General features: G+C 56.1%; 21 protein-coding genes and 1 pseudogene. 21 read left to right on the top strand and 1 reads right to left on the bottom strand.

Annotated features, from left to right (window positions below):
- Positions 1-90: 90 nt before the first annotated feature.
- Genes urtA through urtE form a run of 5 tightly spaced genes read left to right on the top strand, consistent with a single transcriptional unit; the run spans position 91 to position 6,053 of the window.
- Positions 91-1,371: an urea ABC transporter substrate-binding protein gene (gene urtA / locus ACR0D9_RS02025; RefSeq protein WP_209504405.1), complete on the top strand. Its 1,281-nt coding sequence runs from the start codon at positions 91-93 to the stop codon at positions 1,369-1,371.
- A 60-nt stretch (positions 1,372-1,431) separates the two neighbouring features.
- Positions 1,432-3,384, top strand: a complete 1,953-nt coding sequence (gene urtB / locus ACR0D9_RS02030) for an urea ABC transporter permease subunit UrtB (RefSeq protein ID WP_480537506.1) — start codon at positions 1,432-1,434, stop codon at positions 3,382-3,384.
- 3 nt (positions 3,385-3,387) lie between these two features.
- On the top strand, positions 3,388-4,617 hold the full coding sequence (urtC, locus tag ACR0D9_RS02035) for an urea ABC transporter permease subunit UrtC (protein ID WP_209504403.1): 1,230 nt from the start codon (positions 3,388-3,390) through the stop codon (positions 4,615-4,617).
- Positions 4,614-5,354 carry an urea ABC transporter ATP-binding protein UrtD gene (urtD, locus tag ACR0D9_RS02040; RefSeq protein WP_209504402.1) on the top strand — a complete coding sequence of 247 codons (741 nt, stop codon included), beginning with the start codon at positions 4,614-4,616 and terminating at the stop codon, positions 5,352-5,354. Before urtC ends, urtD begins: the two co-directional genes overlap by 4 nt.
- 3 nt (positions 5,355-5,357) lie before the next feature.
- Positions 5,358-6,053: an urea ABC transporter ATP-binding subunit UrtE gene (urtE, locus tag ACR0D9_RS02045; RefSeq protein WP_480481745.1), complete on the top strand. Its 696-nt coding sequence runs from the start codon at positions 5,358-5,360 to the stop codon at positions 6,051-6,053.
- 129 nt (positions 6,054-6,182) lie between these two features.
- On the opposite strand, the pseudogene ACR0D9_RS02050 reads toward urtE, so the two are convergent.
- Positions 6,183-7,118, bottom strand: a pseudogene (locus ACR0D9_RS02050) (IS5 family transposase).
- Positions 7,119-7,337: 219 nt separating this feature from the next.
- Between ACR0D9_RS02050 and ACR0D9_RS02055 the strand changes: the two are divergent.
- The 16 genes from ACR0D9_RS02055 (at position 7,338) to ACR0D9_RS02130 (ending at position 23,816) form a co-directional block, all read left to right on the top strand.
- On the top strand, positions 7,338-8,657 hold the full coding sequence (locus tag ACR0D9_RS02055) for an ABC transporter substrate-binding protein (RefSeq protein WP_209504400.1): 1,320 nt from the start codon (positions 7,338-7,340) through the stop codon (positions 8,655-8,657).
- Positions 8,658-8,736: 79 nt separating this feature from the next.
- Positions 8,737-9,684, top strand: coding sequence for a carbohydrate ABC transporter permease (locus tag ACR0D9_RS02060; protein WP_170332156.1), 948 nt, complete (start codon positions 8,737-8,739; stop codon positions 9,682-9,684).
- A complete protein-coding gene (locus tag ACR0D9_RS02065; RefSeq protein ID WP_010442361.1) occupies positions 9,681-10,619 on the top strand; it encodes a carbohydrate ABC transporter permease in 939 nt (312 codons plus the stop codon). The genes ACR0D9_RS02060 and ACR0D9_RS02065 overlap by 4 nt, the downstream gene beginning before the upstream one ends.
- Positions 10,616-10,822 carry a hypothetical protein gene (locus ACR0D9_RS02070; RefSeq protein ID WP_480537507.1) on the top strand — a complete coding sequence of 69 codons (207 nt, stop codon included), beginning with the start codon at positions 10,616-10,618 and terminating at the stop codon, positions 10,820-10,822. The genes ACR0D9_RS02065 and ACR0D9_RS02070 overlap by 4 nt, the downstream gene beginning before the upstream one ends.
- On the top strand, positions 10,807-11,904 hold the full coding sequence (locus ACR0D9_RS02075; protein WP_209597607.1) for an ABC transporter ATP-binding protein: 1,098 nt from the start codon (positions 10,807-10,809) through the stop codon (positions 11,902-11,904). The genes ACR0D9_RS02070 and ACR0D9_RS02075 overlap by 16 nt, the downstream gene beginning before the upstream one ends.
- Positions 11,897-12,889 (top strand): ABC transporter ATP-binding protein, encoded by a 993-nt coding sequence (locus ACR0D9_RS02080; protein ID WP_209504397.1) that lies wholly within the window; start codon positions 11,897-11,899, stop codon positions 12,887-12,889. Before ACR0D9_RS02075 ends, ACR0D9_RS02080 begins: the two co-directional genes overlap by 8 nt.
- An 11-nt stretch (positions 12,890-12,900) precedes the next feature.
- Complete coding sequence (locus ACR0D9_RS02085) at positions 12,901-14,523, top strand: dihydroxyacetone kinase subunit DhaK (RefSeq protein WP_480486159.1); 1,623 nt, start codon at positions 12,901-12,903, stop codon at positions 14,521-14,523.
- A gap of 7 nt (positions 14,524-14,530) precedes the next feature.
- Positions 14,531-15,589 carry a LacI family DNA-binding transcriptional regulator gene (locus ACR0D9_RS02090; RefSeq protein WP_480486158.1) on the top strand — a complete coding sequence of 353 codons (1,059 nt, stop codon included), beginning with the start codon at positions 14,531-14,533 and terminating at the stop codon, positions 15,587-15,589.
- 27 nt (positions 15,590-15,616) lie between these two features.
- Positions 15,617-16,672 carry a sugar phosphate isomerase/epimerase family protein gene (locus ACR0D9_RS02095; protein WP_480481740.1) on the top strand — a complete coding sequence of 352 codons (1,056 nt, stop codon included), beginning with the start codon at positions 15,617-15,619 and terminating at the stop codon, positions 16,670-16,672.
- A complete protein-coding gene (locus ACR0D9_RS02100; protein WP_209504393.1) occupies positions 16,672-17,826 on the top strand; it encodes a Gfo/Idh/MocA family protein in 1,155 nt (384 codons plus the stop codon). The genes ACR0D9_RS02095 and ACR0D9_RS02100 overlap by 1 nt, the downstream gene beginning before the upstream one ends.
- A gap of 407 nt (positions 17,827-18,233) precedes the next feature.
- Positions 18,234-18,941 (top strand): IS6 family transposase, encoded by a 708-nt coding sequence (locus tag ACR0D9_RS02105; protein WP_480537508.1) that lies wholly within the window; start codon positions 18,234-18,236, stop codon positions 18,939-18,941.
- A gap of 296 nt (positions 18,942-19,237) precedes the next feature.
- Entirely contained in the window at positions 19,238-19,708 is a 471-nt protein-coding gene (locus ACR0D9_RS02110) for an Rrf2 family transcriptional regulator (RefSeq protein WP_480537509.1), read from the top strand.
- Entirely contained in the window at positions 19,705-20,370 is a 666-nt protein-coding gene (locus tag ACR0D9_RS02115; protein ID WP_480486152.1) for a Crp/Fnr family transcriptional regulator, read from the top strand. The genes ACR0D9_RS02110 and ACR0D9_RS02115 overlap by 4 nt, the downstream gene beginning before the upstream one ends.
- 150 nt (positions 20,371-20,520) lie before the next feature.
- Positions 20,521-21,141, top strand: coding sequence for a hypothetical protein (locus ACR0D9_RS02120; RefSeq protein WP_480537510.1), 621 nt, complete (start codon positions 20,521-20,523; stop codon positions 21,139-21,141).
- Positions 21,142-21,233: 92 nt separating this feature from the next.
- Positions 21,234-22,118 (top strand): MBL fold metallo-hydrolase, encoded by an 885-nt coding sequence (locus tag ACR0D9_RS02125; protein WP_480538228.1) that lies wholly within the window; start codon positions 21,234-21,236, stop codon positions 22,116-22,118.
- Between the two features lie 15 nt (positions 22,119-22,133).
- Positions 22,134-23,816 carry a bifunctional protein tyrosine phosphatase family protein/NAD(P)/FAD-dependent oxidoreductase gene (locus ACR0D9_RS02130; protein WP_480537511.1) on the top strand — a complete coding sequence of 561 codons (1,683 nt, stop codon included), beginning with the start codon at positions 22,134-22,136 and terminating at the stop codon, positions 23,814-23,816.
- Positions 23,817-23,897: the final 81 nt, after the last annotated feature.

The following is a 23,897-nucleotide window of genomic DNA, read 5'->3' on the forward strand; positions in this document are numbered from 1 at the left end:
ACGTAACGCAACATACAGTTGCGGGGATCAGGTAGTAGAAGACAGCGTGTCAACGCAAGGCTTCTGTGCCCGCCCCGCCAGGAGAATTACATGACATCTCTCAAATCCACGCTCTTCGGATCGGTTGTCTTTGCCGCCATGGCAACGGCCGCTCTGTCTGCTGAAGACACGATCAAAGTCGGCGTACTGCACTCGTTGTCAGGCACTATGGCGATTTCGGAAACCACGCTGAAAGACACGATGTTGATGCTGATCGACCAGCAGAACGCCAAAGGCGGCCTGCTGGGCAAGCAGCTTGAGGCAGTTGTGGTTGATCCTGCATCCGACTGGCCGCTGTTTGCGGAAAAAGCGCGTGAGCTACTGACCGTGCATGAGGTGGATGTGATCTTTGGCAATTGGACGTCCGTCAGCCGCAAATCGGTGCTGCCGGTGATTGAGGAACTGAACGGCCTTCTGTTTTATCCGGTGCAGTATGAGGGTGAAGAAAGCTCGAAAAACGTCTTCTATACCGGTGCCGCGCCGAACCAACAAGCGATCCCGGCGACCGACTATTTCCTCGACGAGCTTGGCGTTGAGAAATTCGCGCTGCTTGGCACAGACTATGTCTATCCCCGCACCACCAACAATATCCTCGAAAGCTATCTGAAGCAAAAGGGCATCGCGGACGGTGATATCTTCGTCAACTACACGCCCTTTGGCCATTCCGACTGGTCCAAGATCGTGGCGGATGTGGTTGCGCTGGGTGCGGATGGTAAGAAGGTCGGAGTGATCTCAACCATCAATGGCGACGCCAACATCGGCTTCTACAAGGAACTGGCTGCGGCTGGCGTCTCGGCGGATGACATTCCGGTCGTTGCGTTCTCGGTCGGAGAGGAAGAACTGTCGGGCCTGGATACAACCAACCTTGTGGGCCATCTGGCTGCTTGGAATTACTTTCAGTCGGCGGATACCGACGCCAACACTGAATTTGTTGAAACATGGAAAGCTACCATGGGCGAAGACCGGGTGACCAACGACCCGATGGAGGCACATTACATCGGTTTCAACATGTGGGTTAACGCCGCGACCGAGGCCGGTTCGACCGACGTAGATGCCGTGCGCGCCGCGATGTACGGGCAGGAATTCCCGAACCTGACCGGTGGAACCGCTGTCATGCTGCCGAACCACCATTTGGCCAAGCCGGTTCTGATCGGTGAGATTCAGGAAGACGGCCAGTTCGACATCATCAGCGAAACCGACGTTGTGCCGGGCGACGCCTGGACCGACTTCCTACCGGAATCGGCGGTGCTGGTATCGGACTGGAAAGAGCTGGGCTGCGGTATGTACAACACCGAGACCGAGACCTGCGTTCAGACCCTGTCGAACTACTAACCGACACGCAAGGTGGGTGTGATGCCCGCCTTGCCCCCAAAGACACTCGGGTTTCACCACATGTTACGACTTTTCCTTGCGGGCCTCGCAATTCTATGCGCCTACCTGACCGCCAACGCACAAGAGGCCGGTCTCCAACCGATCCTGCAAGAGCATCAGGAGATTATCGCCAAAAGCTCACGCAAGACAATCGGGCCCGCGATTGATGCGATTGCCAGCAGCGGGTTGCCGCAAGCGCAGGTGATGCTTGAGACATGGGCCGCCAAGGACGTGTGGATGCGCAAGTCGGACGGCCTGTTCTTTGCAGGCAAGAAGGTCGAAGGCCGGTCGTATGAGCTTACCGATTTCGATACTGGCGAGGTCGTTGGTATTTTCGAGAAATCCAACCTGAAGCAGTTGAAGCCCAATAGCGGCATCCGCGCGATGATTGGCACGGCTCTGGTGCAGTACCAGCTAACAGATCCGGACCGCGCTCGGCGGCTGGCCGCTTTGCAATCCATCCAACGTGACCCCGAACGTGCTTTGCTGGAGCCCCTACGCGCGTCGATTGCCGATGAAGCTGATGCTGATCTGAAAGCTCACAAACAACGGCTCGAACGATTGCTGACGATTGGATATGACGAAGATACCGCGGCGCGCGTGGCTGCGATTGAGCAGATGTCCGACGATTTGGGCGTGGACGTCCGTGGCGCATTAAATCCACTGATCGCGACGACGCGACAAGCAGCACCGGAACTGCCGTCTAATGTGAATATCGCTGCCGTTTTAGAACCGGGTTCGAGTGATTTGACGCGCGATGAGGCCTATGACTTGCTGGTCACTGGCAATCTGGCGCCCCCACGTTTGTCACGGGATGATATCCGGACAGCTCTTGCGGCCAATATTGACGGGGGTCGCGTTGGTGACATTCCGCTTGCGCAACTGAATACAGATGAAACGCGCGCTCGGGCATATGTAGCCTTGGCAGAGGCAAGGGTCGTTCCCGCCTTGGTAACCGAGGCCGACATAAACACGGCGCTGGCTGAACATGTGTTCATTGATACCTACACGGAACCCTCGCCCGAAGTGACCGCAGCTGCAGTGCAGGCACTTGAACAGATCGAGCTGAAGGTCGGCCTGAACCAGACGCTCGACCTGACACTGGACGCGATCTCATTGGCGTCGATCTATTTCTTGGCAGCCATCGGTCTGGCGATCACCTTCGGCGTGATGGGTGTGATCAACATGGCTCATGGTGAGTTCATCATGATGGGCGCCTATACCGGATACGTGGTGCAGCAGTTCATCCCCGACCACACGCTGTCGATAATCGTCGCCATCCCGATGGCCTTTGCCGTCACCTTCGCGATGGGCGTCGCGATGGAGCGGCTAGTTATCCGCTGGCTCTATGCCCGTCCGCTTGAGACGCTGCTGGCGACCTTTGGCATCTCAATCGCACTGCAACAGCTGGCCAAGAACATTTTTGGCACGCAGGCCCGCCCGCTGACCGCGCCCGGCTGGCTGGATGGGGCGTGGGTGCTGAACGATGTGGTTTCGATCAGTTATATCCGCATCGCGATCTTTGTGCTGGCGACGATCTTTTTGGGACTGTTCCTCTACATTATGAAGCGCACGCGGCTTGGGCTTGAGATGCGCGCGGTGACACAGAACCCACGCATGGCCGGGTCGATGGGTATCAATCCGGGGCGGGTGAATATGCTGACCTTCGGCTTGGGCTCGGGCATCGCCGGGATTGCCGGGGTTGCGATTGGTCTGTTCGCAAAGGTCACGTCCGATCTGGGCAGCGACTATATCGTGCAAAGCTTCATGACCGTGGTTGTTGGCGGCGTCGGAAACATCTGGGGCGCGCTGGCAGGTGCGGGCATGATCGGCTTCCTGCAAAAGGGGATCGAGTGGATGAACCCCTCGAACACCCTCGCCGCGCAAACATACATGATCATCTTCATCATCATTTTCATCCAGTTCCGGCCAAGGGGCATCATTGCCCTCAAAGGTCGTGCGGCGGGGGATTGAGCCATGGAACGCAGCTTTGTCGCCAAAAACCCATCGGTACTGGTCTTTCTGGCCATCCTCTCCCTGTTCACGTTGGGCGTCACCGTCCTGTCCGAAGGGTTCGGGATTGGCGTGATCTCGACCAGCTTTGTCAAAACGCTGGGCAAGACCCTGTGCCTTTGCCTGATCGCTGTGGCCATGGATTTGGTCTGGGGATTTACCGGCATCCTGTCCCTCGGCCATTTCGCGTTCTTCGGGCTGGGCGGCTACATGATCGGCATGTGGCTGATGTATGAACGTACCCGCCTGATCGTGGTGGAGTCGCTCTCCCAAGCCGACATTCCGCCAACATCGGCCGAGGTCGTGGATGCCATCGGCACGCAAATCTTCGGCGTCGTCGGATCGTCCGAATTCCCGCTGATCTGGGCCTTTTCGGACAGCCTGTTCCTGCAACTGGCGCTGGTCGTGCTGGTGCCGGGCCTTCTGGCACTGATCTTTGGTTGGCTGGCGTTCCGCAGCCGGGTCACGGGTGTCTACCTGTCGATCCTGACCCAAGCCATGACATTGGCACTGGCGCTGTACCTGTTCCAGAACGACAGCGGTATGCGTGGCAACAACGGCCTGTCGGGCCTGCAGAACCTGCCGGGCGTCACGGCCTCGCAGGACTTGGTGTCAATCTGGTTCCTCTGGGCCTCAGCGCTGGCCCTGGGGCTGGGCTACATGCTGGCGGCATGGATCGTGGCGGGCAAGTTCGGCTCGGTTATCCGCGGCATCCGCGATAATGAGGCGCGAGTGCGGTTCCTTGGCTATTCGGTCGAGAATTACAAGCTGGCTGTCTTCACATTGACCGCCTGCATCGCCGCCATCGCGGGCGCGCTGTATTATCCGCAGGCGGGGATCATCAACCCCGAGGAGATGGCCCCCATTGCCTCGATATATCTTGCCGTCTGGGTCGCCATCGGCGGGCGTGGTCGCCTGTATGGAGCGGTCATCGGCGCGGCGTTTGTCAGCCTGCTCAGCACATGGTTCACAGGTGGACAAGCGCCGGACATCCCACTTGGGTTCTACACGATCAAATGGGTCGACTGGTGGCAGGTGCTGCTGGGCGTCTCATTCGTGCTGGTAACCCTGTTCGCACCAAAGGGTATTGGAGGGCTATTCGACCTCTGGACCAACCACCGCGCGCCGCAACGCTACGGTGCCCCGCTTGGACCCGATGAAAGCGCATTGCGCGAAATGGAGGCCTTGGAATGAGCACTCTGCTGGAGGTCAGCGGCGTTTCAGTCACCTTCGACGGGTTCCGCGCCATCAACAACCTGTCCTTCCAGATTGGCAAGGCCGAGCTTCGCGCGGTTATCGGGCCGAACGGGGCAGGTAAAACGACCTTCATGGATATTGTCACCGGCAAGACCCGGCCTGACGAGGGCCGGGTAACCTGGGGTGAGAAATCCGTTTCCCTGCTGCGAATGAGCGAGGCCAAGATCGCGCAAGCCGGCATCGGGCGTAAGTTCCAGAAACCCACCGTGTTCGAGGACCAGACCGTGCAGGAAAACCTGCTGATGGCGTTGAAGAATAAACGGGGCTGGCTGGGTGTGCTGTTCTATCGCCCTTCGACGGATCATCTGGAGAAGGTCGAGGAACTGGCCGCTGAGATTGGCCTGTATGGCGAACTGCTCCGCAAATCCGGCGAACTAAGCCACGGACAAAAGCAATGGTTGGAAATCGGGATGCTACTGGCGCAGGAACCACGTCTGTTGCTAGTGGACGAACCCGCCGCCGGGATGACCTCGCAAGAACGCGAACACACAACCGACCTGCTGGTACAGGCCGCCAAGACCCGCGCCGTCGTGGTTGTGGAACATGACATGGAGTTCGTCCGCCGCCTGAATTGTCGGGTCACGGTTCTGCATGAAGGCTCGGTTCTGGCCGAAGGTTCGCTGGATCATGTCACATCAAATCAGGATGTCATCGACGTTTATCTGGGGCGCTAAACAATGCTGAAACTGACCGATCTGACCCTGCATTACGGGCACTCGCAAATCCTCAACTGTATCTCGTTGGAGGCCGCGCGAGGAGAGGTGACTTGCGTGATGGGCACCAATGGTGTGGGCAAGACCAGCCTGATCAAGGCGATCTCGGGCACGCATCCGCGCTCGGGCGGCGATCTGATGCTGAATGACGAGGCCCTGCCGCCTCTGCCAGCCCATCGCATGGCGTGGAAAGGCGTGGCCTATGTGCCGCAGGGGCGCGAGATTTTCCCGTTGCTGACTGTGCGCGAAAATCTGGAAACCGGTTTTGCCTGCCTGTCAGCAAGCGAACATTTCGTTCCGGACGAGATCTTCGATATGTTCCCGGTGCTGAAGAAAATGCAGAACCGGCGCGGGGGTGATCTGTCGGGTGGCCAGCAACAGCAACTTGCCATCGCCCGGGCGCTGATCGCCAAGCCTCAACTTTTGCTGCTGGACGAACCAACCGAAGGCATTCAGCCCAACATCATCCAGCAGATCGGCGAAGTAATTCGTCACCTCCGAACCAAAGGAGAGATGGCCATCGTTCTGGTCGAGCAGTATTTCGATTTCGCCTATGATCTTGCCGACAAGTTCATCGTCCTGCGGCGCGGCGCGGTCCTGATGCAAGGCACGCGGGACGAGCTATCGCGGGAACAGGTTCTGCAAGGCGTAACGGTTTGACATTCATAAAGGAACCAGCCTATTGAGCGGCGAGAAGCTTCAGGGTTTAAGGGGCGCAATTTAGCACTCCAGCTAGGCTTTGTTGCGCGAAGAGCCTGAAGCCCGGACTTCCCTTTTCCCCGGACGTACTTATCCTGTGGGCTCTGTGACCGGTATGCCGAGCGCGGTGTAGCTGTTCAGGACGGCTGCACGGATTGGGAGTTCGGCGACTGGACGCTCGAAGTCGCGCGCCATGAGGCTCTGCCCCAACAGCTTCACGCAGTGCATCTTCGTTTCGGCGCGACTGCGGCGGTGGTATCCGCTCCAATTTCGCCGGATGGCACGGCCAAGGTATTTCGAGGCGCACAGCGCCTCGTTACGGGCGATAGCGCCTGCTGTCGATGGCTTTCGCGGTTTTGCGTTCTTGCGCGGCGGGATAACGGCGTGGGCACCCCGGTTTGCGATGGCATCGTGGCATTTGCGCGTGTCATACGCCCCGTCTGCGGTGACCGAGGCGATCTCGACATCGACCGGGATCTGGCTGAGTAGTTCAGGCAGCATGGGCGCATCACCGATGTTGTTACCGGTGATTTCGATGGCGCGGATCTCCAGCGTCTGTTCGTCAACGCCGATGTGGATCTTGCGCCAGAGACGGCGTTTCGCGCGGCCATGCTTGCGGGCATGCCATTCGCCTTGGCCCTCCGCCTTGAAGCCGGCGCTGTCGATCAGAAGGTTCAGGGAACCTTGCTAGCCGCGATAGGGTATGGAAACCGCCAGGGTCTTCTGGCGCCTGCTCAGCGTGCTGAAATCCGGCACCGACCAGTCGAGGCCGACCAGGCGCAGCAGGCTCTCCACGAAGTCCGTGGTCTGCCTGAGGGCCATGCCGAAGAGGACCTTCATCGTCGTCAGGCATGTCTGAATCGCAGCGCCGCTATACTGCGGCTACCGGCCTTGCTTACCGGTCGGCGGTGGTACCCAAACCATGTCCGGATCAAATCAGATCGCCAGGGAGCCACGTTGCTTGAGGGCTTCATTGTAGGCTGGCCAGTTCTTGGTCTTGTAGCTCGGCGGGATAGGTCTGCTCATGCAGTCCTGCTACCACGCTGGATTCACAAGATGAATCCCTCACCCAACCTTTGCGCAACAAAGCCAATCAACAGCTAAAAGAATATCTGACGGCCTCTTCTGACAGTTTGAGGTACGAACCTCAAAAAAATCTGGACATGAGGTGCGTACCTCAAATAGCCTTGGAAGTATGCCGCGATTCGCACATCCTCGATTGACGGCGCAAAAAGGGAGGAATGGATGACTTACACAAAACTGGCCTCGGCCAGCGCAATAGTCCTTGCCGCTACTACTCTTTCTACCAAGGCAAATGCTGAAGATCTGACGCTATGTTGGGCTGCATGGGACCCGGCCAACGCGCTTGTCGAACTATCAAAAGAATTCGAAGCAGAATCCGGCCACACGATGAACTTCGAATTTGTTCCCTGGCCAAATTTTGCGGACCGGATGCTGAATGAGCTGAATTCCGGTGGTAAGCTCTGCGATCTGCTTATTGGTGACAGCCAATGGATCGGCGGTGGCGCTGAAAATGGCCACTATGTCAAACTGAACGACTTCTTCGATGCTGAAGGCATCAGCATGGACGATTTCGCGCCGGCCACTGTCTACGCCTATTCAACTTGGCCCAAGGGCACACCCAATTACTATGCCCTGCCTGCGATGGGCGATGCGAATGGCTGGTTCTATCGCAAGGACTGGTTCGAAAATCCTGAAATCCAAGCCGCATACAAAGAAGCAACTGGTCAGGATTTACGTGAGCCTGAATCTCAGAAAGAACTATTACAGATCGCCCAGTTCTTTCAGGGTCGTGAGATCGACGGCAAGACAGTCTACGGCGCAGCTATCTTTACCGAGCGCGGCTCGGAAGGGATCACCATGGGTGTGACCGGAGCACTGTATCCTTGGGGCTTTAAATACGAAAACACCCCGGGCTCATATGACATGGAAGGCGCCGTAAACTCACCCGAAGCGGTAGAGGCGCTGGAATTCTATAAGGAATTCTACGAAACGGCGACGCCTCCGGGATATACCAACTCTTACATGGGTGAGAGCTTGGACGCCTTCAAGTCCGGTCAGGTCGCCATGGCCATGAACTGGTTTGCGTTCTTCCCAGGTCTCTATGCTGACCCCAATACCGGCGGTGACAAGATCGACTTCTTTGTGAACCCACCGCAAAATCAGGCAGGTTCGACGCTGGGCGGACAAGGTATCTCTGTTGTCAGCTACTCTGACAAACAGGACGCTGCACTTGAGTACATCAAGTGGTTCGCACAGCCTGAAGTGCAGGCCAAGTGGTGGGAGCTAGGCGGCTACTCGGCGCATAACTCAGTGCTGGAAGATCCTGGTTTCGTGGACAGCCAACCGTTTGCCGGTGACTTCCTGGAAGCAATGGCTGGGGTTCAGGATTTCTGGCAAGAGCCTGCCTATGCAGAACTCCTGCTGGCCATGCAGAAACGCATCCACGACTACGTCGTTGCTGATCAAGGTACAGCTCAAGAAGCTCTTAATCTTTTGATCGAAGATTGGACTGAAGTCTTCGAAGACGAAGGCAAGCTGTAGTCCGGACACAGGCAGGAGCGGGCGCAATCCCGCTCCACCTTCACCCGTGAGTCCTAAACCAACAAGAACTGGCAAAGAGATGTCTGACCGGACCGTAGATCGCGTTGCCCAGGCAACGCCCGAGCGAGTTGCGCGAAAAATCCGAGGGTTATCCGACCGCGCGATCGCCTGGATATTCATCTCCCCGACGATTTTTCTATTGCTGGCGATCAACATCTTTCCGTTGATCTGGACCATCCAACTGAGCTTTACCAACTACAAGGCCAACCGGATCGGGCGCGAAGTCAAAGATGTCGGGCTCAGGAATTACGAGCGTATTCTGACAGACTCGGACACCTGGCTAAATATGCAGGCGACGGCGCACTTCCTGTTCTGGACGATCTTTTTCCAGGTCTTGATCGGGTTTACTTTGGCCTGGTTGATCAACAAGAAATTCAAGGGCAACGATCTTTGGACCACGATCATCGTGCTGCCGATGATGCTGTCTCCTGCAGTCGTCGGGAACTTCTGGAAGTTCCTGTATCAACCTCAAATCGGGCTGTTTAACTACATCGTGTCATGGTTCACAGGCAAAGATCCATCGAGCTTTGAAATGCTGGGATCCGTTACTTTGGCCCCTTGGGCGATCGTTATTGTCGACACCTGGATGTGGACCCCCTTCGTGATGCTAATCTGTCTGGCCGGGCTGCGCAGCATTCCCGATTACATCTACGAGGCGGCTGAGATCGACAGGGCCAGCAAGCTGCGGCAGTTCTTTACGATCACCATCCCGATGGTCCTGCCGTTCCTGATGCTTGCCGTGCTGTTTCGAGGGATCGAGAACTTCAAGATGTTCGACCTGGTGGTTCAGCTAACCGGCGGAGGGCCCGGTTCTGTAACGGAACTCACCTCAATCAATCTCAAGCGGGAGGCGTTTGAGAAGTGGCGTACGGGCTACGCCTCGGCCTATGCGATCATCCTTTTCGTCACCGTGTTCGGCCTTGCGTCGATCTACGTCAAAGCCTTGAACAAGGTGAAACAGAGATGAGCAGTTTTTCCGTAACCGAACCTTCGAACCGTTCCAAGTGGATCGCCGGTTTTCTGGTCATCACTTATGCGCTGATCACAATGATCCCGCTGGTTTGGATTTTACTGACAGGTTTCAAGTCTCCAGCCGATGCGATCAGCTACCCACCCAAAGTGGTCTTTGACCCAACGCTTGAAGGGTATGTAAATCTCTTCACCACGCGCACGCGGCAGACGCAGGAGTTTTTGGAAGCGAACCCGCCGCAGAACTGGGCCGATGAGATCGTCCGCCAATACGACATGGTGATTGTCGGGCCATCAAAGTTTGGCGAGCGCTTTATGAATTCGGTTATCATCGGATTTGGCTCGACGTTCTTGAGTATCTTCCTTGGTACGCTGGCCGCCTATGCGTTCAGCAGGTTCAAGGTCCCGCTCAAGGACGACCTTTTGTTCTTTATCCTGAGTACAAGGATGATGCCACCGGTCGCTGTCGCCATCCCAATCTTCCTGATGTTCAGAAACCTTGGATTAAGCGACACGCATCTGGGGATGATCCTGCTGTATACGGGCGTGAATATTTCCTTGGCGGTCTGGTTGCTAAAAGGCTTCATCGACGAAATCCCAAGAGAGTACGAAGAAGCCGCGCTCATAGATGGCTACACGAGGTTTCAGGCGTTTTACAAAGTGGTGCTGCCGCAAGCCGCGACCGGCATAGCCTCAACAGCTATCTTTTGCCTGATCTTCGCCTGGAATGAGTACGCGTTTGCCGTGCTGCTGACATCCGCGAACGCGCAGACTGCACCACCGTTCATCCCAACCATTATCGGTATTGGCGGCCTGGACTGGCCTGCAGTGGCGGCAGGTGCCACGATCTTCCTGATCCCTGTCATGATTTTCACCATCCTGATGCGCAAACACCTGCTGCGTGGGATCACATTCGGAGCCGTGCGCAAATGAGCGAGTTTCTTACCGGATTGATGCGTTTTCGCCGGGGCCCATGGGAGATGATCGCGACCATCCTCATCGCTCTGGGTGTCTTCATGCTTATGCAGCCCTTTGTCCTTTGGGCCTTCACATATTCTTTCATCGTCACGCTGATCGGAACCGTCATGTTCATCATCGTCAGCCATTTCCCGGAGCAGAAATGGCCCAGATCGTAGTTAAAAACGTAAAGAAGATGTTCGGCGATTTCACGGCTGTCCGCGAAAGCTCGTTCACGATTGAGGACGGTGAGTTCTTCATGTTGCTAGGGCCATCCGGCTGCGGAAAGACGACGACGCTGCGGATGATCGCAGGCTTGGAACTTCCGACGTCGGGTGAAATCTACCTGGACGGCGAGGAGATCAGCCAGCGCCCCCCATCGGAGCGAGACATTGCCTTCGTGTTCCAGATGTTTGCGCTGTATCCGCACATGAACGTGCGAAAAAATATCAGCTACCCCCTGATATCGCAGGGCATGCCGCGTGCTGCTGTCAAAGCCAAAGTAGAAGAAGTCGCGGGAATTCTGGGGATCAAGGACATCCTCGATAGCCCGGTAGGTGGGTTGTCAGGCGGCGATAGGCAGCGCGTGGCGCTTGGACGCGCGATTGTTCGCGAACCCAAGGCGTTCATGATGGACGAACCTCTTGGTGCCCTGGATGCCGAATTTCGTGAGCACATGGCCGAAGAACTGCGCGCGCTTCATGATCGCATGGGGGCGACCACTGTTTACGTCACACATGATCAGCTGGAAGCCATGCAAATGGGGGACAAGATCGTGGTGATGAACAACGCTGTGATCGAGCAATTCGGCACACCTCAGGAAATCTACGACAAACCAGCTACGATGTTCGTTGCAGATTTTATCGGGTCTCCTTCGATGAACTTCCTGCCGTTTCAGGGAAAGGTCGCGCCTGGCTCGGAAACGGTGCGACTGAATGGTCACGACGAAGCCGTACCCACACTGTTGGAAGGGGCGGAAGGTGACTTGGTTTTCGGTGTTCGCCCTGAGCATGTTTTTCTGTCGGATGCCAGCGCCTACCGAGCCAAGGTCCTGGCCGCAGAATATCTTGGAACCACCCAGATCGTGACGCTGCAAAGCCCGAACGGAGAGCTGAAAGCCCGCATTGATGCGCGCGAAACCGTTAACCCCGGCGAGACGGTTGGCTTGAAGTTCCGCTCATCCGCAGTGACCCTTTTCGAAAATTCTACCGGACGCGCGTTGAGGTCCGCTCTGAACGACGAGGTACTAAGCAATGGCTGAAGTCGTTCTGGAAAACATTTCGAAGTCATTCGGCGAAATCAAAGCGGTGGATGATATCTCAATGACGATCCCCAACGGTGCCTTTGTGGTTTTGTTGGGTCCGACGGGCGCGGGAAAAACAACGACGCTGAGATTGATATCCGGGCTTGAGAAACTGGATTCCGGAACGGTGCGCATTGCCGGGCGTGACGTTGGGATAGATACACCTGCCCAGCGTGATGTGGCGATGGTCTTCCAGCAATACTCGCTGTACCCCCATATGACGGTGCGTGAGAACCTGTCCTTCCCTCTGAGGTCACCGATCCTGAAGACGCCAGAGGATGAGATCGCCAGGAAGGTCAACGAAGTCTCGGAGATCCTGCAGATCCCGCACAAGCTGGACAACAAAGCCACTGAACTGTCTGGCGGCGAAATGCAGCGCGTTTCAATTGGACGGGCACTGGTGCGCGATCCCCAGATTTTCCTGATGGACGAGCCGCTCAGCTCTTTGGACGCCAAGCTTCGGGCGGATTTGCGGGTCGAACTGAAAAGGATTCAGGCCGATCTGGGATCAACCTTGCTTTACGTGACCCACGATCAGGTCGAAGCCATGACAATGGCTACGCATATCGGCGTTTTAGAGAACGGCCGGTTGGTTCAATACGGGACACCCCGGGATATCTACGAAAACCCGGGCAGTGTTTACGTTGCCAGCAGGTTGGGTCTGCCGCGAATCAACATCCTGCCGTCCGAGTTGTTCGGAGGCGATCACAAAGGACCACAGATTGGTCTTCGCCCGGAAAACATCATTGAAGGCGAGGGCAGTGAAGCGCGTGTCATACGTGCCGAACATCTGGGCGACCAAACACGGCTGCACCTGGACCTGAATGGCCACCCGGTTGTCACCCTGATTGATGTTCATCAGGATTACCCCTCTGGAAAAATTATAAAAATTCGCCCCCATAACCCGTTGTATTTTGACGCGTCTGGCGCGCGCGTGAATTAAGGAGCAAAAGCATGGCCCAGTTCCTCAACACAAAAGAAACCCTGGTAACCGAGGCGATAGATGGCCTTTTGGCTTCCTCAGGCGGGCAGCTTACACGGCTGGACGGATACCCGCATATCAAGGTTGTCTACCGGTCGGATTGGGACAAGTCGAAAGTCGCCTTGGTTTCTGGCGGAGGGTCTGGTCACGAGCCCGCCCATGCAGGTTTCGTTGGCGCCGGTATGTTGACAGCCGCGGTCTGCGGCGAAGTTTTCGCCTCACCCTCGGTCGAGGCAGTTCTGGCGGGCATTCTTGCGGTCACGGGTGAGGCCGGGTGCCTGCTTATCGTCAAAAATTACACCGGTGATCGATTGAATTTTGGACTGGCGGCTGAACGCGCCCGTGCATTGGGCCGCAAAGTAGAGATGGTCGTAGTTGATGATGACATCGCCTTGCCCGACCTTCCGCAACCACGTGGCGTGGCAGGTACGTTATTGGTGCACAAAATTGCCGGAGCGCTTGCTGAAGGGGGTGCCGATCTGGACACCGTTACCAAAGCAGCAAGAAGTACCATAGCAAAGGTTGTCAGCATCGGAATGAGCTTGGACACCTGCACTGTTCCGGGCTCTCCAAAAGAAGACCGGATTGCCCCTGGCAAAGCGGAACTCGGCTTGGGCATCCACGGCGAGCCCGGTGTACAACAAGTCGAATTTTCAAATGCTGTATCGGCCATGTCCACAGTGGTGGCGAAACTAAAGCAAAGGGTGAGTTCAGGGGATTGTGTGGCGCTGGTCAACAACCTCGGCTCTACAACTCCGCTAGAAATGGCTGTCCTCACGCATGCGTTGTCTGAAACTGGTATTGCCCAGCATATCATTGGCCCGGCCCCCATGATGACTTCGCTGGATATGCACGGGTTTTCGGTTTCCATTCTGCCTGTGGATCAGGACGAATTGTCAGCTCTTGAAGCACCCGTTGATCTGGCCGCATGGCCCGGCGTCAATTCCATTGACCCGATCAAAGTAGCCCCGTTGCCTGATGGCCTGACTCCAATCGATCCAATCCCTTCGAACAATCCCACCACAAGGGAAACGATCACCCGGTTGTCTGAACTGCTCATTAACGCAGAGAAGAACCTGAACGAGCTGGACGCGAAATCCGGAGATGGCGATACAGGAAGCACATTGGCCACTGCCGCAAGAGCATTGCAAGGTAGCCTTGACCACATGCCGCTTGCTGATCTGACACAATTGTTCCCGGCATTGGGCAATGAATTGAGCCAGACTATGGGTGGTTCTTCCGGGGTGATACTCGCAATCTTCTTCAACGCAGCCGGAGATGCTTGTGCGAGCGGCGCGTCTGTCCCGAAATCCTTGATCGAAGGTCTGAATAGGGTCAGCCAGGTTGGGGGGGCCAAGGTCGGCGACAGAACGATGATTGACGCTCTGGCACCCGCACTTGCCGCTCTCCCGTTTGGCCTAACCGATGCGGCCAAGGCTGCTCGCGAAGGCGCGGACAACACGGCAAAAATTCGTCGTGCGAAGGCGGGTCGTGCAGCTTATGTTCCCGAAGAAAATCTAGTTGGACATAACGATCCGGGGGCTGAGGCCGTTGCCTTGTTATTTGAAGGCTTGGCGCGGGAGATTGAGGACTGAAGAACACGTGGAAAACCAAAAACAAAAACTAGAATTGGTGAAAAAGCCAACCGTCAACGACATCGCGCGCGTTGCGGGTGTCAGTCTGGCGACTGTTGACCGGGTCTTGAACAGGCGCCCCGGCGTGCGGGCAGTGACCGTGCAGAAAGTCCAAAAGGCGATTGATGAGCTGGGATATGTGCGCGATACGGCCGCGGCCAACCTAGCGCGAAACCGAGTTTACAACTTCCTCTTTGTTTTACCCGACACGGACAACGAGTTTGTTGAGGCAATCAGCAGTCGGATCGCAGAACAATCCCGTGACCAATTTATCGAGCGGACCCGCATTGCGATAAAGAAGGTCGCTCCGTTCGAGCCGCAAGAAATCGTCTACATTCTGGATGCTGTCGCCAGTTCGGATGTTGATGGCGTTGCCGTTTTCGGGCCTGAAACGCCTTCTGTCCGCGACGCCGTAAAAAGGCTCAGGGACAAAGGCGTTCCGGTGGTTGCGTTGGTGTCTGACTTGCCGAGTTCTGAGCGAGACCACTTTGTAGGAATTGATAACGTTTCGGCAGGGCGAACCGCAGCTCAGCTGATGGGACGATTTGTGCATCGTGACGGCAAGGTTTTGGTACTTACAGGATCCCGTTTGGCACGTGACCACCTAGAGCGCCGTCAAGGCTTTGATCTAGTTGTAGCTGAGGAATTTCCACACCTCGAAGTCGTAGCGTCTGTCGAGGGCCGGGATGACCCGGATCTGATTTACAAGATGATGCCCGAGATCTTTGAAACCTACCCGGATCTGGTTGGAATTTATTCCTCCGCAGCAGGCAATGCAGGACTGATTCAATTTCTTTCAGAAAACAAGCTCAGCAAAGATCTGGTGATCATAGCTCATGAGCTTACTCCGCTTAGTCGTGAGGCGCTTACGCTCGGTACATTTGACGCTCTTATCTCGCAAGACACTGGGCACATTGTTCGTTCAGCCGTCCGTCTGCTGCGTGCAACTTCAGACAAAGTGCCATTCAACAAAGCCCAGGAACGTATCCGTATCGACATCTATCTGAAGGAAAATTTACCGCCATAGAGACTCAGGTTTTGGGGAGGAAATTCAATGAAGACAATCAAAGGTCCAGCTTTGTTTCTTGCACAATTTGCCGGGGACGAAGCGCCGTTCAATTCGTGGGGCGCGATCACTAAATGGGCGGCTGACTGTGGATACAATGGCGTTCAGGTTCCCAGTTGGGATGGCCGGTTGTTCGACCTCGAACAGGCCGCATCCAGCGTCGGTTACTGCGATGAGTTCAAAGGCAAGGCCCAAGAAAATGGCGTCGAAGTCACCGAGCTTTCAACGCATCTTCAGGGTCAGCTTGTTGCCGTTCACCCAGCCTATGACAGTGCGTTTGATGGCTTTGCAGCGGAAAGCGTCAGAGGAAACCCTAAAGCCCGTCAAGAATGGGCCGTAGACCAGGTCAACAAAGCGCTGTCCGCTTCGAAAAATTTAGGCATTTCGGCACATGCGACATTCTCAGGCGCGTTGGCATGGCCATATGTCTATCCTTGGCCGCAGCGCCCTGCCGGTTTGATTGAAACGGCATTTGATGAGCTTGCGCGCCGTTGGGTGCCCATCCTGAATCACGCCGATGAATGCGGTGTCGATGTCTGCTACGAAATTCACCCCGGAGAGGACCTCCACGATGGTGTGACCTACGAGATGTTTCTGGAAAGGACGGGAAATCACCCACGGGCCTGCATGCTATACGACCCGTCGCACTACGTGCTACAATGCCTCGACTATCTGGACAACATCGACATCTACAAAGATCGAATTCGGATGTTCCATGTCAAAGATGCCGAGTTCAACCCGACCGGGCGGCAAGGTGTTTATTCCGGGTATCAAAGCTGGGTCAATCGGGCCGGGCGGTTCCGCTCACTGGGCGATGGTCAGGTGGATTTCGGTGCAGTTTTCTCAAAAATGGCCGCGAATGACTTTGATGGCTGGGCTGTGGTCGAATGGGAATGCTGCCTCAAACACCCCGAGGATGGAGCGCGTGAAGGTGCTCAATTTGTGTCAGATCACATCATCCGTGTGACCGAGAAAGCCTTTGATGATTTCGCCGACGGTGGCGCTGACGAAGCCGCCAATCGTAAAATGCTGGGGATTGAGTGATGGTCACAGGACGCAGTGAAGAAACCTCAGGACGCATTCGGCTTGGCATGGTTGGCGGCGGAAACGACGCCTTCATAGGGGGTGTTCATCGCATCGCCGCGCGATTGGACGACAAGTTCGAGCTGGTTGCCGGTGCTTTGTCTTCGACGCCAGAGAAATCTCTTGAAAGTGGTCAGGCATTGGGGCTCGAACGGGTCTATGAAGACTTCAAACAAATGGCGATTAGGGAAGCCCGACTGAAATCTGGGATCGAGGCAGTCTCAATTGTCACGCCAAATCACGTTCATTATGCAGCCGCACGTGAGTTCTTGAAACGCGGTATTCATGTAATTTGTGACAAGCCACTCACCTCGACCCTTGCCGATGCGAAAAAGCTGGTCAAAGCAACAGAAAGTGCGAATGCCCTATTCATTTTGACCCACAATTACACAGGCTATCCAATGGTTCGGCAGGCGCGTGAAATGGTTGCCAACGGCGACATTGGCAAGATCCGCGTGGTTCAGGTTGAATACCCACAGGATTGGCTGACCGAGCAGCAGGATTTCAAACAGGCGGAATGGCGAACCGATCCCGAACGCTCGGGCGCGGGTGGATCAACCGGTGACATCGGAACTCATGCATACAACCTTGCCTGCTTCGTGACCGGGCTAAAAGCGGAAAGCCTTGCGGCAGACTTGCAGGCCTTTGTGCTGGGGCGCAAAGTCGATGACAACGCCCACGTCTTGCTTCGCTTCAAAGGCGGAGCGCGCGGTATGCTGTGGTCTTCTCAGGTGGCTCCCGGCAACGAAAACGCACTTCGTTTGCGCGTCTATGGCGAAAAAGGTGGGTTGGAGTGGGCTCAGGAAGATCCCAATTACCTGTGGTTCACGCCATACAACGAACCAAAGCGTCTAATCACACGAAATGGAGCTAGTGCTGCTGATGCAGCCAACCGGTTGAGTAGAGTTCCTCCGGGACATCCCGAGGGATATCTTGAGGGGTTCGCGAATATCTATGGAGAGGCTGCTGAAGCGATCCAAGCTTTCCGAAATGGTATTTCACCTGACGCTTCGGTTGTTTATCCAACAGTCTATGACGGGCTCAATGGCGTTAAATTTGTGGCCGCGTGCGTGCAAAGCTCTTCAAGGAATGCGGCTTGGATCGACTTAGCTTAGAATCTGGTTGTGGGCATAGGGCAGACGGGGGTTGTCACGTTAACTTGCCGTTTGATGAAAGTGTCGCAAACTCTTGGAACGACCAAAGGAAAATACGAGCGAAAAACTCTAACTACAAACGGCAGGAAAATCGGGTTTCAGAGCAGGCCCAAAACCGAAGTTTTTTATCCCGGCCATGCAAAAGTCTGCGAAAACCTCATCAGCGCATCGAGAGCCGGCGAGTATTTTCGGCCAGGGACTGTAAAGGCCGCGATAGTTCTTGAAACTTCTGGCTCCACAAGCGGGCGCTGCAACAAGCCCGGCAGAGTAACCGAATACTCAGGCATGAAAGCAAAACCAATGCCTGCAGCGGTCTTGTCAGAAGAACTTTGCTTGAGCGGAGCAGGGCGGTTGCGTAGCTTTTTCCCATGACCAGACCTGCCTCATTCAAATACTTCAAAACCAGCCCCGAGATCATCCGCCTTGCGGTGATGCTGTATATTCGGTTTCCACTCTCGCTTCGAAATGTCGAAGATCTGCTGCACGAGCGAGGCATCGACGTGAGTCACGAAACTGTCCGATATTGGTGGAACAGGTTTGGCCCTATGTTTGCATCAGAGATCCGAAGAAAGCGTGATCAGCAACTCAGAGCCTTTTCAAAATCGAATTGGCACGTTGACGAGGTTTTCGTGAAGGTGAATGGCAAGCGGCACTATCTTTGGCGGGCTGTGGATCATGAAGGCGAGGTGCTGGAAGCCGTTGTCACCAAACGCCGAAACAAAGCTGCAGCGCTGAAATTCCTCAAGAAATTGATGAAGCCACATGGTTGCGCCGAAGAGACCGTCACAGATCGCTTCGCTTCCTACATGGCTGCGCTCAGAGAAATGGGCGCGCTCGAAAAACAACAGACGGGAAGGTGGCTCAACAACCGCGTCGAGAATTCGCACCTGCCGTTTCGACGACGCGAACGCGCGATGCAGCGTTTCAGGCGAATGCGAAGTTTGCAGAAATTCGCCTCCGTCCATTCCTCTGTCTACAATCACTTCAACCAGGAAAGATCGCTAGCCAGTCGAGACACCTTCAAGCTGACCCGCACCGCCGCTCTCGCCGAGTGGCGTCAACTTTGTTCCGGATAGGTTCGCGGTTTCCGCGGCAAACTGAGACTGGTTCGAATTCGTCTGACAGCACCGCCACTCATACCGTCTTTGTTCAGCGGTTTTTGCAGAGAATTGAACTGCCGTTCCGGTCAGATGCCGACAGCTTCCCGAGCAAAGATGACGCGATGCACGCGGGGTCCCAGTCATCCACTCAGTCCACGTGAAGTTCGGGTATGTTGGCCTGACTTCACCCTCTGCAAAACACATGGTCCGTGAAAACACACAGAAATTGCAAATAAGTTATATTGCGCCTACAGCTTTTGCCGGAGGCACGCATGAAACTGACATCCTATTCCAACTATGCGCTGCGGTCTTTGCAGCTGGCCGCGCTCAAGGCCCCAGATCGCATTCGCGTTGACGATGTCGTGCGGGTGCATGGCCTTGCCCGGCCGCATATCGTAAAAATCGTGCACGAGTTGGGTCGGGCCGGGTATCTGGAAACAGCACGCGGCAGAGGCGGCGGTTTCCGGTTGGCGAAACCGGCGGAACAGATCAAAATCGGCGATGTAATTCGCCTGACTGAAGGGCCCCTGGATGTGGTCGAATGCTTTAACCCTGAAAAAAACACCTGCCCTTTGATCGGGATATGTAAACTGTCTCAAGCGATCCAAAAGGCAACACGGGCATTCATGGCTGTGCTTGATGATCTGACGCTGGCTGACATCGCCTCAAACAGAAACGAGTTGTTGAACCGTATCGCGCCGATTGAGGAGGGCATCGTGGCACCCATGCGCAACGCAAGATGACAATTTTGGACTGGACTGAGCGATTTCACGGGACATGTCGCCTTCCGAAAGCTGTGCGGGATAGGTTGCGTACGGCGGCCCGTATCGTGCGGTGTCCTAAAGGTGGCCAGGTTTTCGGACCAGACAACGTCCCCGACAGCCTGTTGTTCTTGTATGACGGACGGATTCGCGTTTCTCAAAGTTCGGATTCGGGCCGTGAGATCGTGCTCTATCGGGTCGAGGCGGGGGAAGGCTGTGTACTGACGACGGCCTGTATGCTGGCAGAAGAAGCATATAACGCTGAAGGAATTGCCGAAACCGACGTAACGGCGGTGACCTTGCCGAAACATGCCTTCGATCGTCTGGTCTCGGAGGAAGACGCATTTCGCGAGTTTGTATTCGAGGCCTACTCGCGTCGGCTGATTGATCTGTTGCGGGTGGTCGATGACGTGGCATTCGGGCACCTGGATATTCGCCTGGCTGAACGTCTTCTGGTTCTGGCCGGGGGACGGGAAGACATTCAGGCAACGCATCAGCAACTTGCCAGCGAACTGGGCACCGCGCGTGAAGTTGTCTCGCGGATTTTGCAGGACTTTCAAAAGCGCGAGATGATTACCCAATCGCGGGGGCGCATTACGATAACCGACAAGGCGGCATTGGAACGCTTGGCGCAAAGCACCTGACCATTTCAGGAAATTTTCCGGTTTCGTGACTTTGTCACTGAAGTCAGGATTTCAAAGTTATATTTACTCCTCAACTTTTCATGCCGCCAAGGTGATTGCAGGTCTCACGCGAAGGCCGGATATGGGCTGGCAGAAACGGAGGAGACGAAGATGAATGAGCGCAAACCCGCCCGGACGTTCGGCGGCATTGCCATTGCGTTGCTAGTTGCTGCTTTGGTCGGCGCGGCTGGCAGTTACATCTTTCTGATGTCCGGGCCCGGGCATCGCCAGGGCATGGCCGGTGAACGGGCAGAGCATCGTCACGGTGCAGATGGGCAAGGCCACGACGAGGTCAACATGCCGGGGCTGCGGGGCGAGAACGCGACGCCCGAGGAAAGCGCCGAGCTGGCTGTGATGTTCCGCAATTTCGATACGATCACACGCGAGGTTGAAAACCTTCCCAACGGTATTCGCACTGTCACACGATCTTCCGACCCGGATGTCATGGATGCTCTGGTCTCCCATGTTGCCGGGATGATCGATCGGGTGGGCCGCAAGGATGATCCGATGATCATCATTCAGAGCCCGACCCTCGACATATTTTTTGAACATGGCGACAAGATCACCTCGGATATCGAAGTGACCTCTGAAGGGATCGTAGTGGTGCAAACATCCGACGATCCGGAAATAGCCAAAGCCATGCATATCCATGCGGCCGAAGTGAGCGCGATGGCGGATCGCGGCATGGACGCCGTCCACGAAATGATGATGACACGCGGCGGAAACGGGTAACGGATCCGCGCCAGTTAGGAGGCAAGATCATGAATGATCAGAAGTCTATCGAGATACACAACCAAAAGATGGCCGACGCGATAGCGACGCCGATTGGAAGCTACCCAGTGGATCTGAGCGTGAAGCCCGATGTCCAGGGTTTTTACGACGAGGCGACCGCGACAATCAGTTATATCGTTGCAGACCCGACCTCGAATGCCTGTGCGATTATCGACAGTGTCATGGACATCGATTATGCCGCTGGCCGCATTACGCTTGGCCATGCCGACATGCTGATTGCAGAGGTTGAAAAGAGGGGGCTCAAGCTGGAATGGATCATTGAGACCCACGCCCATGCCGACCACCTGTCAGCGGCGCCTTACATCCAGCAAAAGCTGGGCGGTAAGATCGGCATCGGTGAAAACATCAAGATCGTGCAAGACGTGTTTGGCAAGATCTTCAATGAAGGCACCGAGTTTCAGCGGGACGGCAGCCAGTTTGACGCCCTGTTCGTCGATGGCATGACCTACAAGATCGGCAACATGACCGCCTTTACCATGCATACGCCGGGCCACACACCCGCCTGCATGGTGCATGTTGTCGGGGATGCAGCCTTTGTGGGCGACACATTGTTCATGCCTGACGGTGGCTCGGCGCGGGCCGATTTCCCCGGTGGCGACGCGGGGACATTATTTGACTCGATCCACAAAGTGCTCAGCCTGCCGGACGAAACCCGGCTGTTCATGTGTCACGATTATGGTCCCAACGGGCGTGACATCCAGTGGGAAACCACGGTGGCCGAGGAGAAGGCTCACAACATTCACGTGGGCGGCGGCAAGACAAGGGACGAGTTCATCAAAATGCGGTCCGAGCGCGACGCGACGCTGGCAATGCCGACACTGATCGTACCCTCGATTCAGGTCAACATCCGGGCGGGTGGCATTCCAACGGACCAGGATGGGAACCAGATGCTCAAAGTTCCAGTCAACAAGCTCTGAACGCAAGAGGCACCCATGGACATCAGGAAGATATCAGGCGCAGTTTCGGTTTCACCGCAGATTACGCCAGGTGACATAGAGGCCATAAAAGGCGCGGGCTTTCGTGCCATCATTTGCAACCGCCCCGATGGCGAAGGTGCCGATCAGCCGACGTTCGAGGAAATCGAGGCAGCAGCGAAAAAACTGGGTCTCGAGGTGCGCTATGTTCCAGTGCAAACCGGTATCGTCAGGGATGCCGACGCCGAGGCCTTTGGCAATGCACTGACCGAGTTGCCGGGTCCGGTTCTGGCATATTGCCGGACCGGCACGCGCTCGGCCACTTTGTGGTCGCTGAACGAGGCGGCGCACAAGCGTCCGGTATCCGAGATTCTGTCAGCCACAAAGGTAGCCGGTTATGACATGAGCGGCGTTGCCCGCCGCATTGCCAATGGTGGGAAAACCCCGACCGACACGGGCGACGCATCCTTCGACGTGGTTATCGTGGGCGGTGGGGCAGGCGGTATCGCCACTGCGGCCAGCCTGCACGCGCGCAAATCCGACCTGTCCATTGCCATAATTGATCCGTCTGACGTACATTATTATCAGCCCGGCTGGACTTTGGTGGGCGGGGGTGTCTTCTCAGCAGAACAGACCGCCAAGACGATGGGGTCGCTGATCCCGCGCGGGGTGAAGTGGATCAAGGCGGCAGTTGCGGCCTTCGAGCCGCAGAACAATGCCGTAATTCTGGATGGCTGTCGCGTGGTGAAATACGACCGTCTTGTCGTGTCTCCGGGGCTCAAGCTGGATTGGGGCGCGGTCGAAGGGCTGGAAGAAACCTTGGGCCGCAACGGGGTGACTTCGAACTACCGTTATGATCTGGCGCCCTACACATGGCAGCTTGTCGAAGGGCTTAAGGAAGGCCGGGCGCTGTTCACACAGCCGCCAATGCCGATCAAATGCGCGGGTGCGCCACAAAAAGCGTTGTACCTGTCGGGCGATGCGTGGTTCCGGCGAGGCGTTCTGAAGGATATCGACATCCAGTTCATGAACGCGGGCGGCGTGCTGTTCGGGGTCAAGGACTATGTCCCGGCGCTAATGGAATATGTCACAAAATACGACGCCTCGTTGAATTTCTTTCACAATCTGGTGTCGGTAGATGGGACGGCAAAAAAAGCGACCTTTAAGGTCGCAGTGCCCGACACCGAGCCCGAGTTGGTCACAGTCGAGTTTGACATGATGCATGTCTGCCCACCACAGGTCGCGCCGGACTTTATTCGCGTGTCGCCGCTGGCGGATGCTGCGGGCTGGGTCGATGTTGATCAGGCGACACTGCGCCACAAGAGTTTCGACAATATCTGGTCGCTGGGTGACGTGATGAACGCGCCCAACGCCAAAACCGCTGCGGCGGCGCGTAAACAGGCACCGACCGTGGCCGATAATATCGTGGCAGACATTCAGGGCCGCGGCCCAGTTGCCGCCTATGACGGCTACGGTTCGTGCCCGTTGACGGTCGAGCGCGGCAAGATCGTTCTGGCCGAGTTTGCCTATGGTGGGGTGATGACACCCAGCTTCCCGAAACTCCTGATCGACGGAACCCAACCCAGCCGGTTGGCGTGGCTGTTGAAAGAGAAGCTGCTGCCACCGATTTACTGGTCCGCGATGCTGAAGGGCAAAGAGTGGTTGGCCAAGCCCGAACCACTGAAGGTGGCGACCGATTAACTCCTTTCGAAACTGACACCGGAAGAACCGGTGTCAGTTCTGGCCTGTCCCGCCTCCGCCAAATGTGCAACGGGCCGCCGC

The sequence above is a fragment of the Ruegeria sp. AK11 genome, from assembly GCF_056541095.1.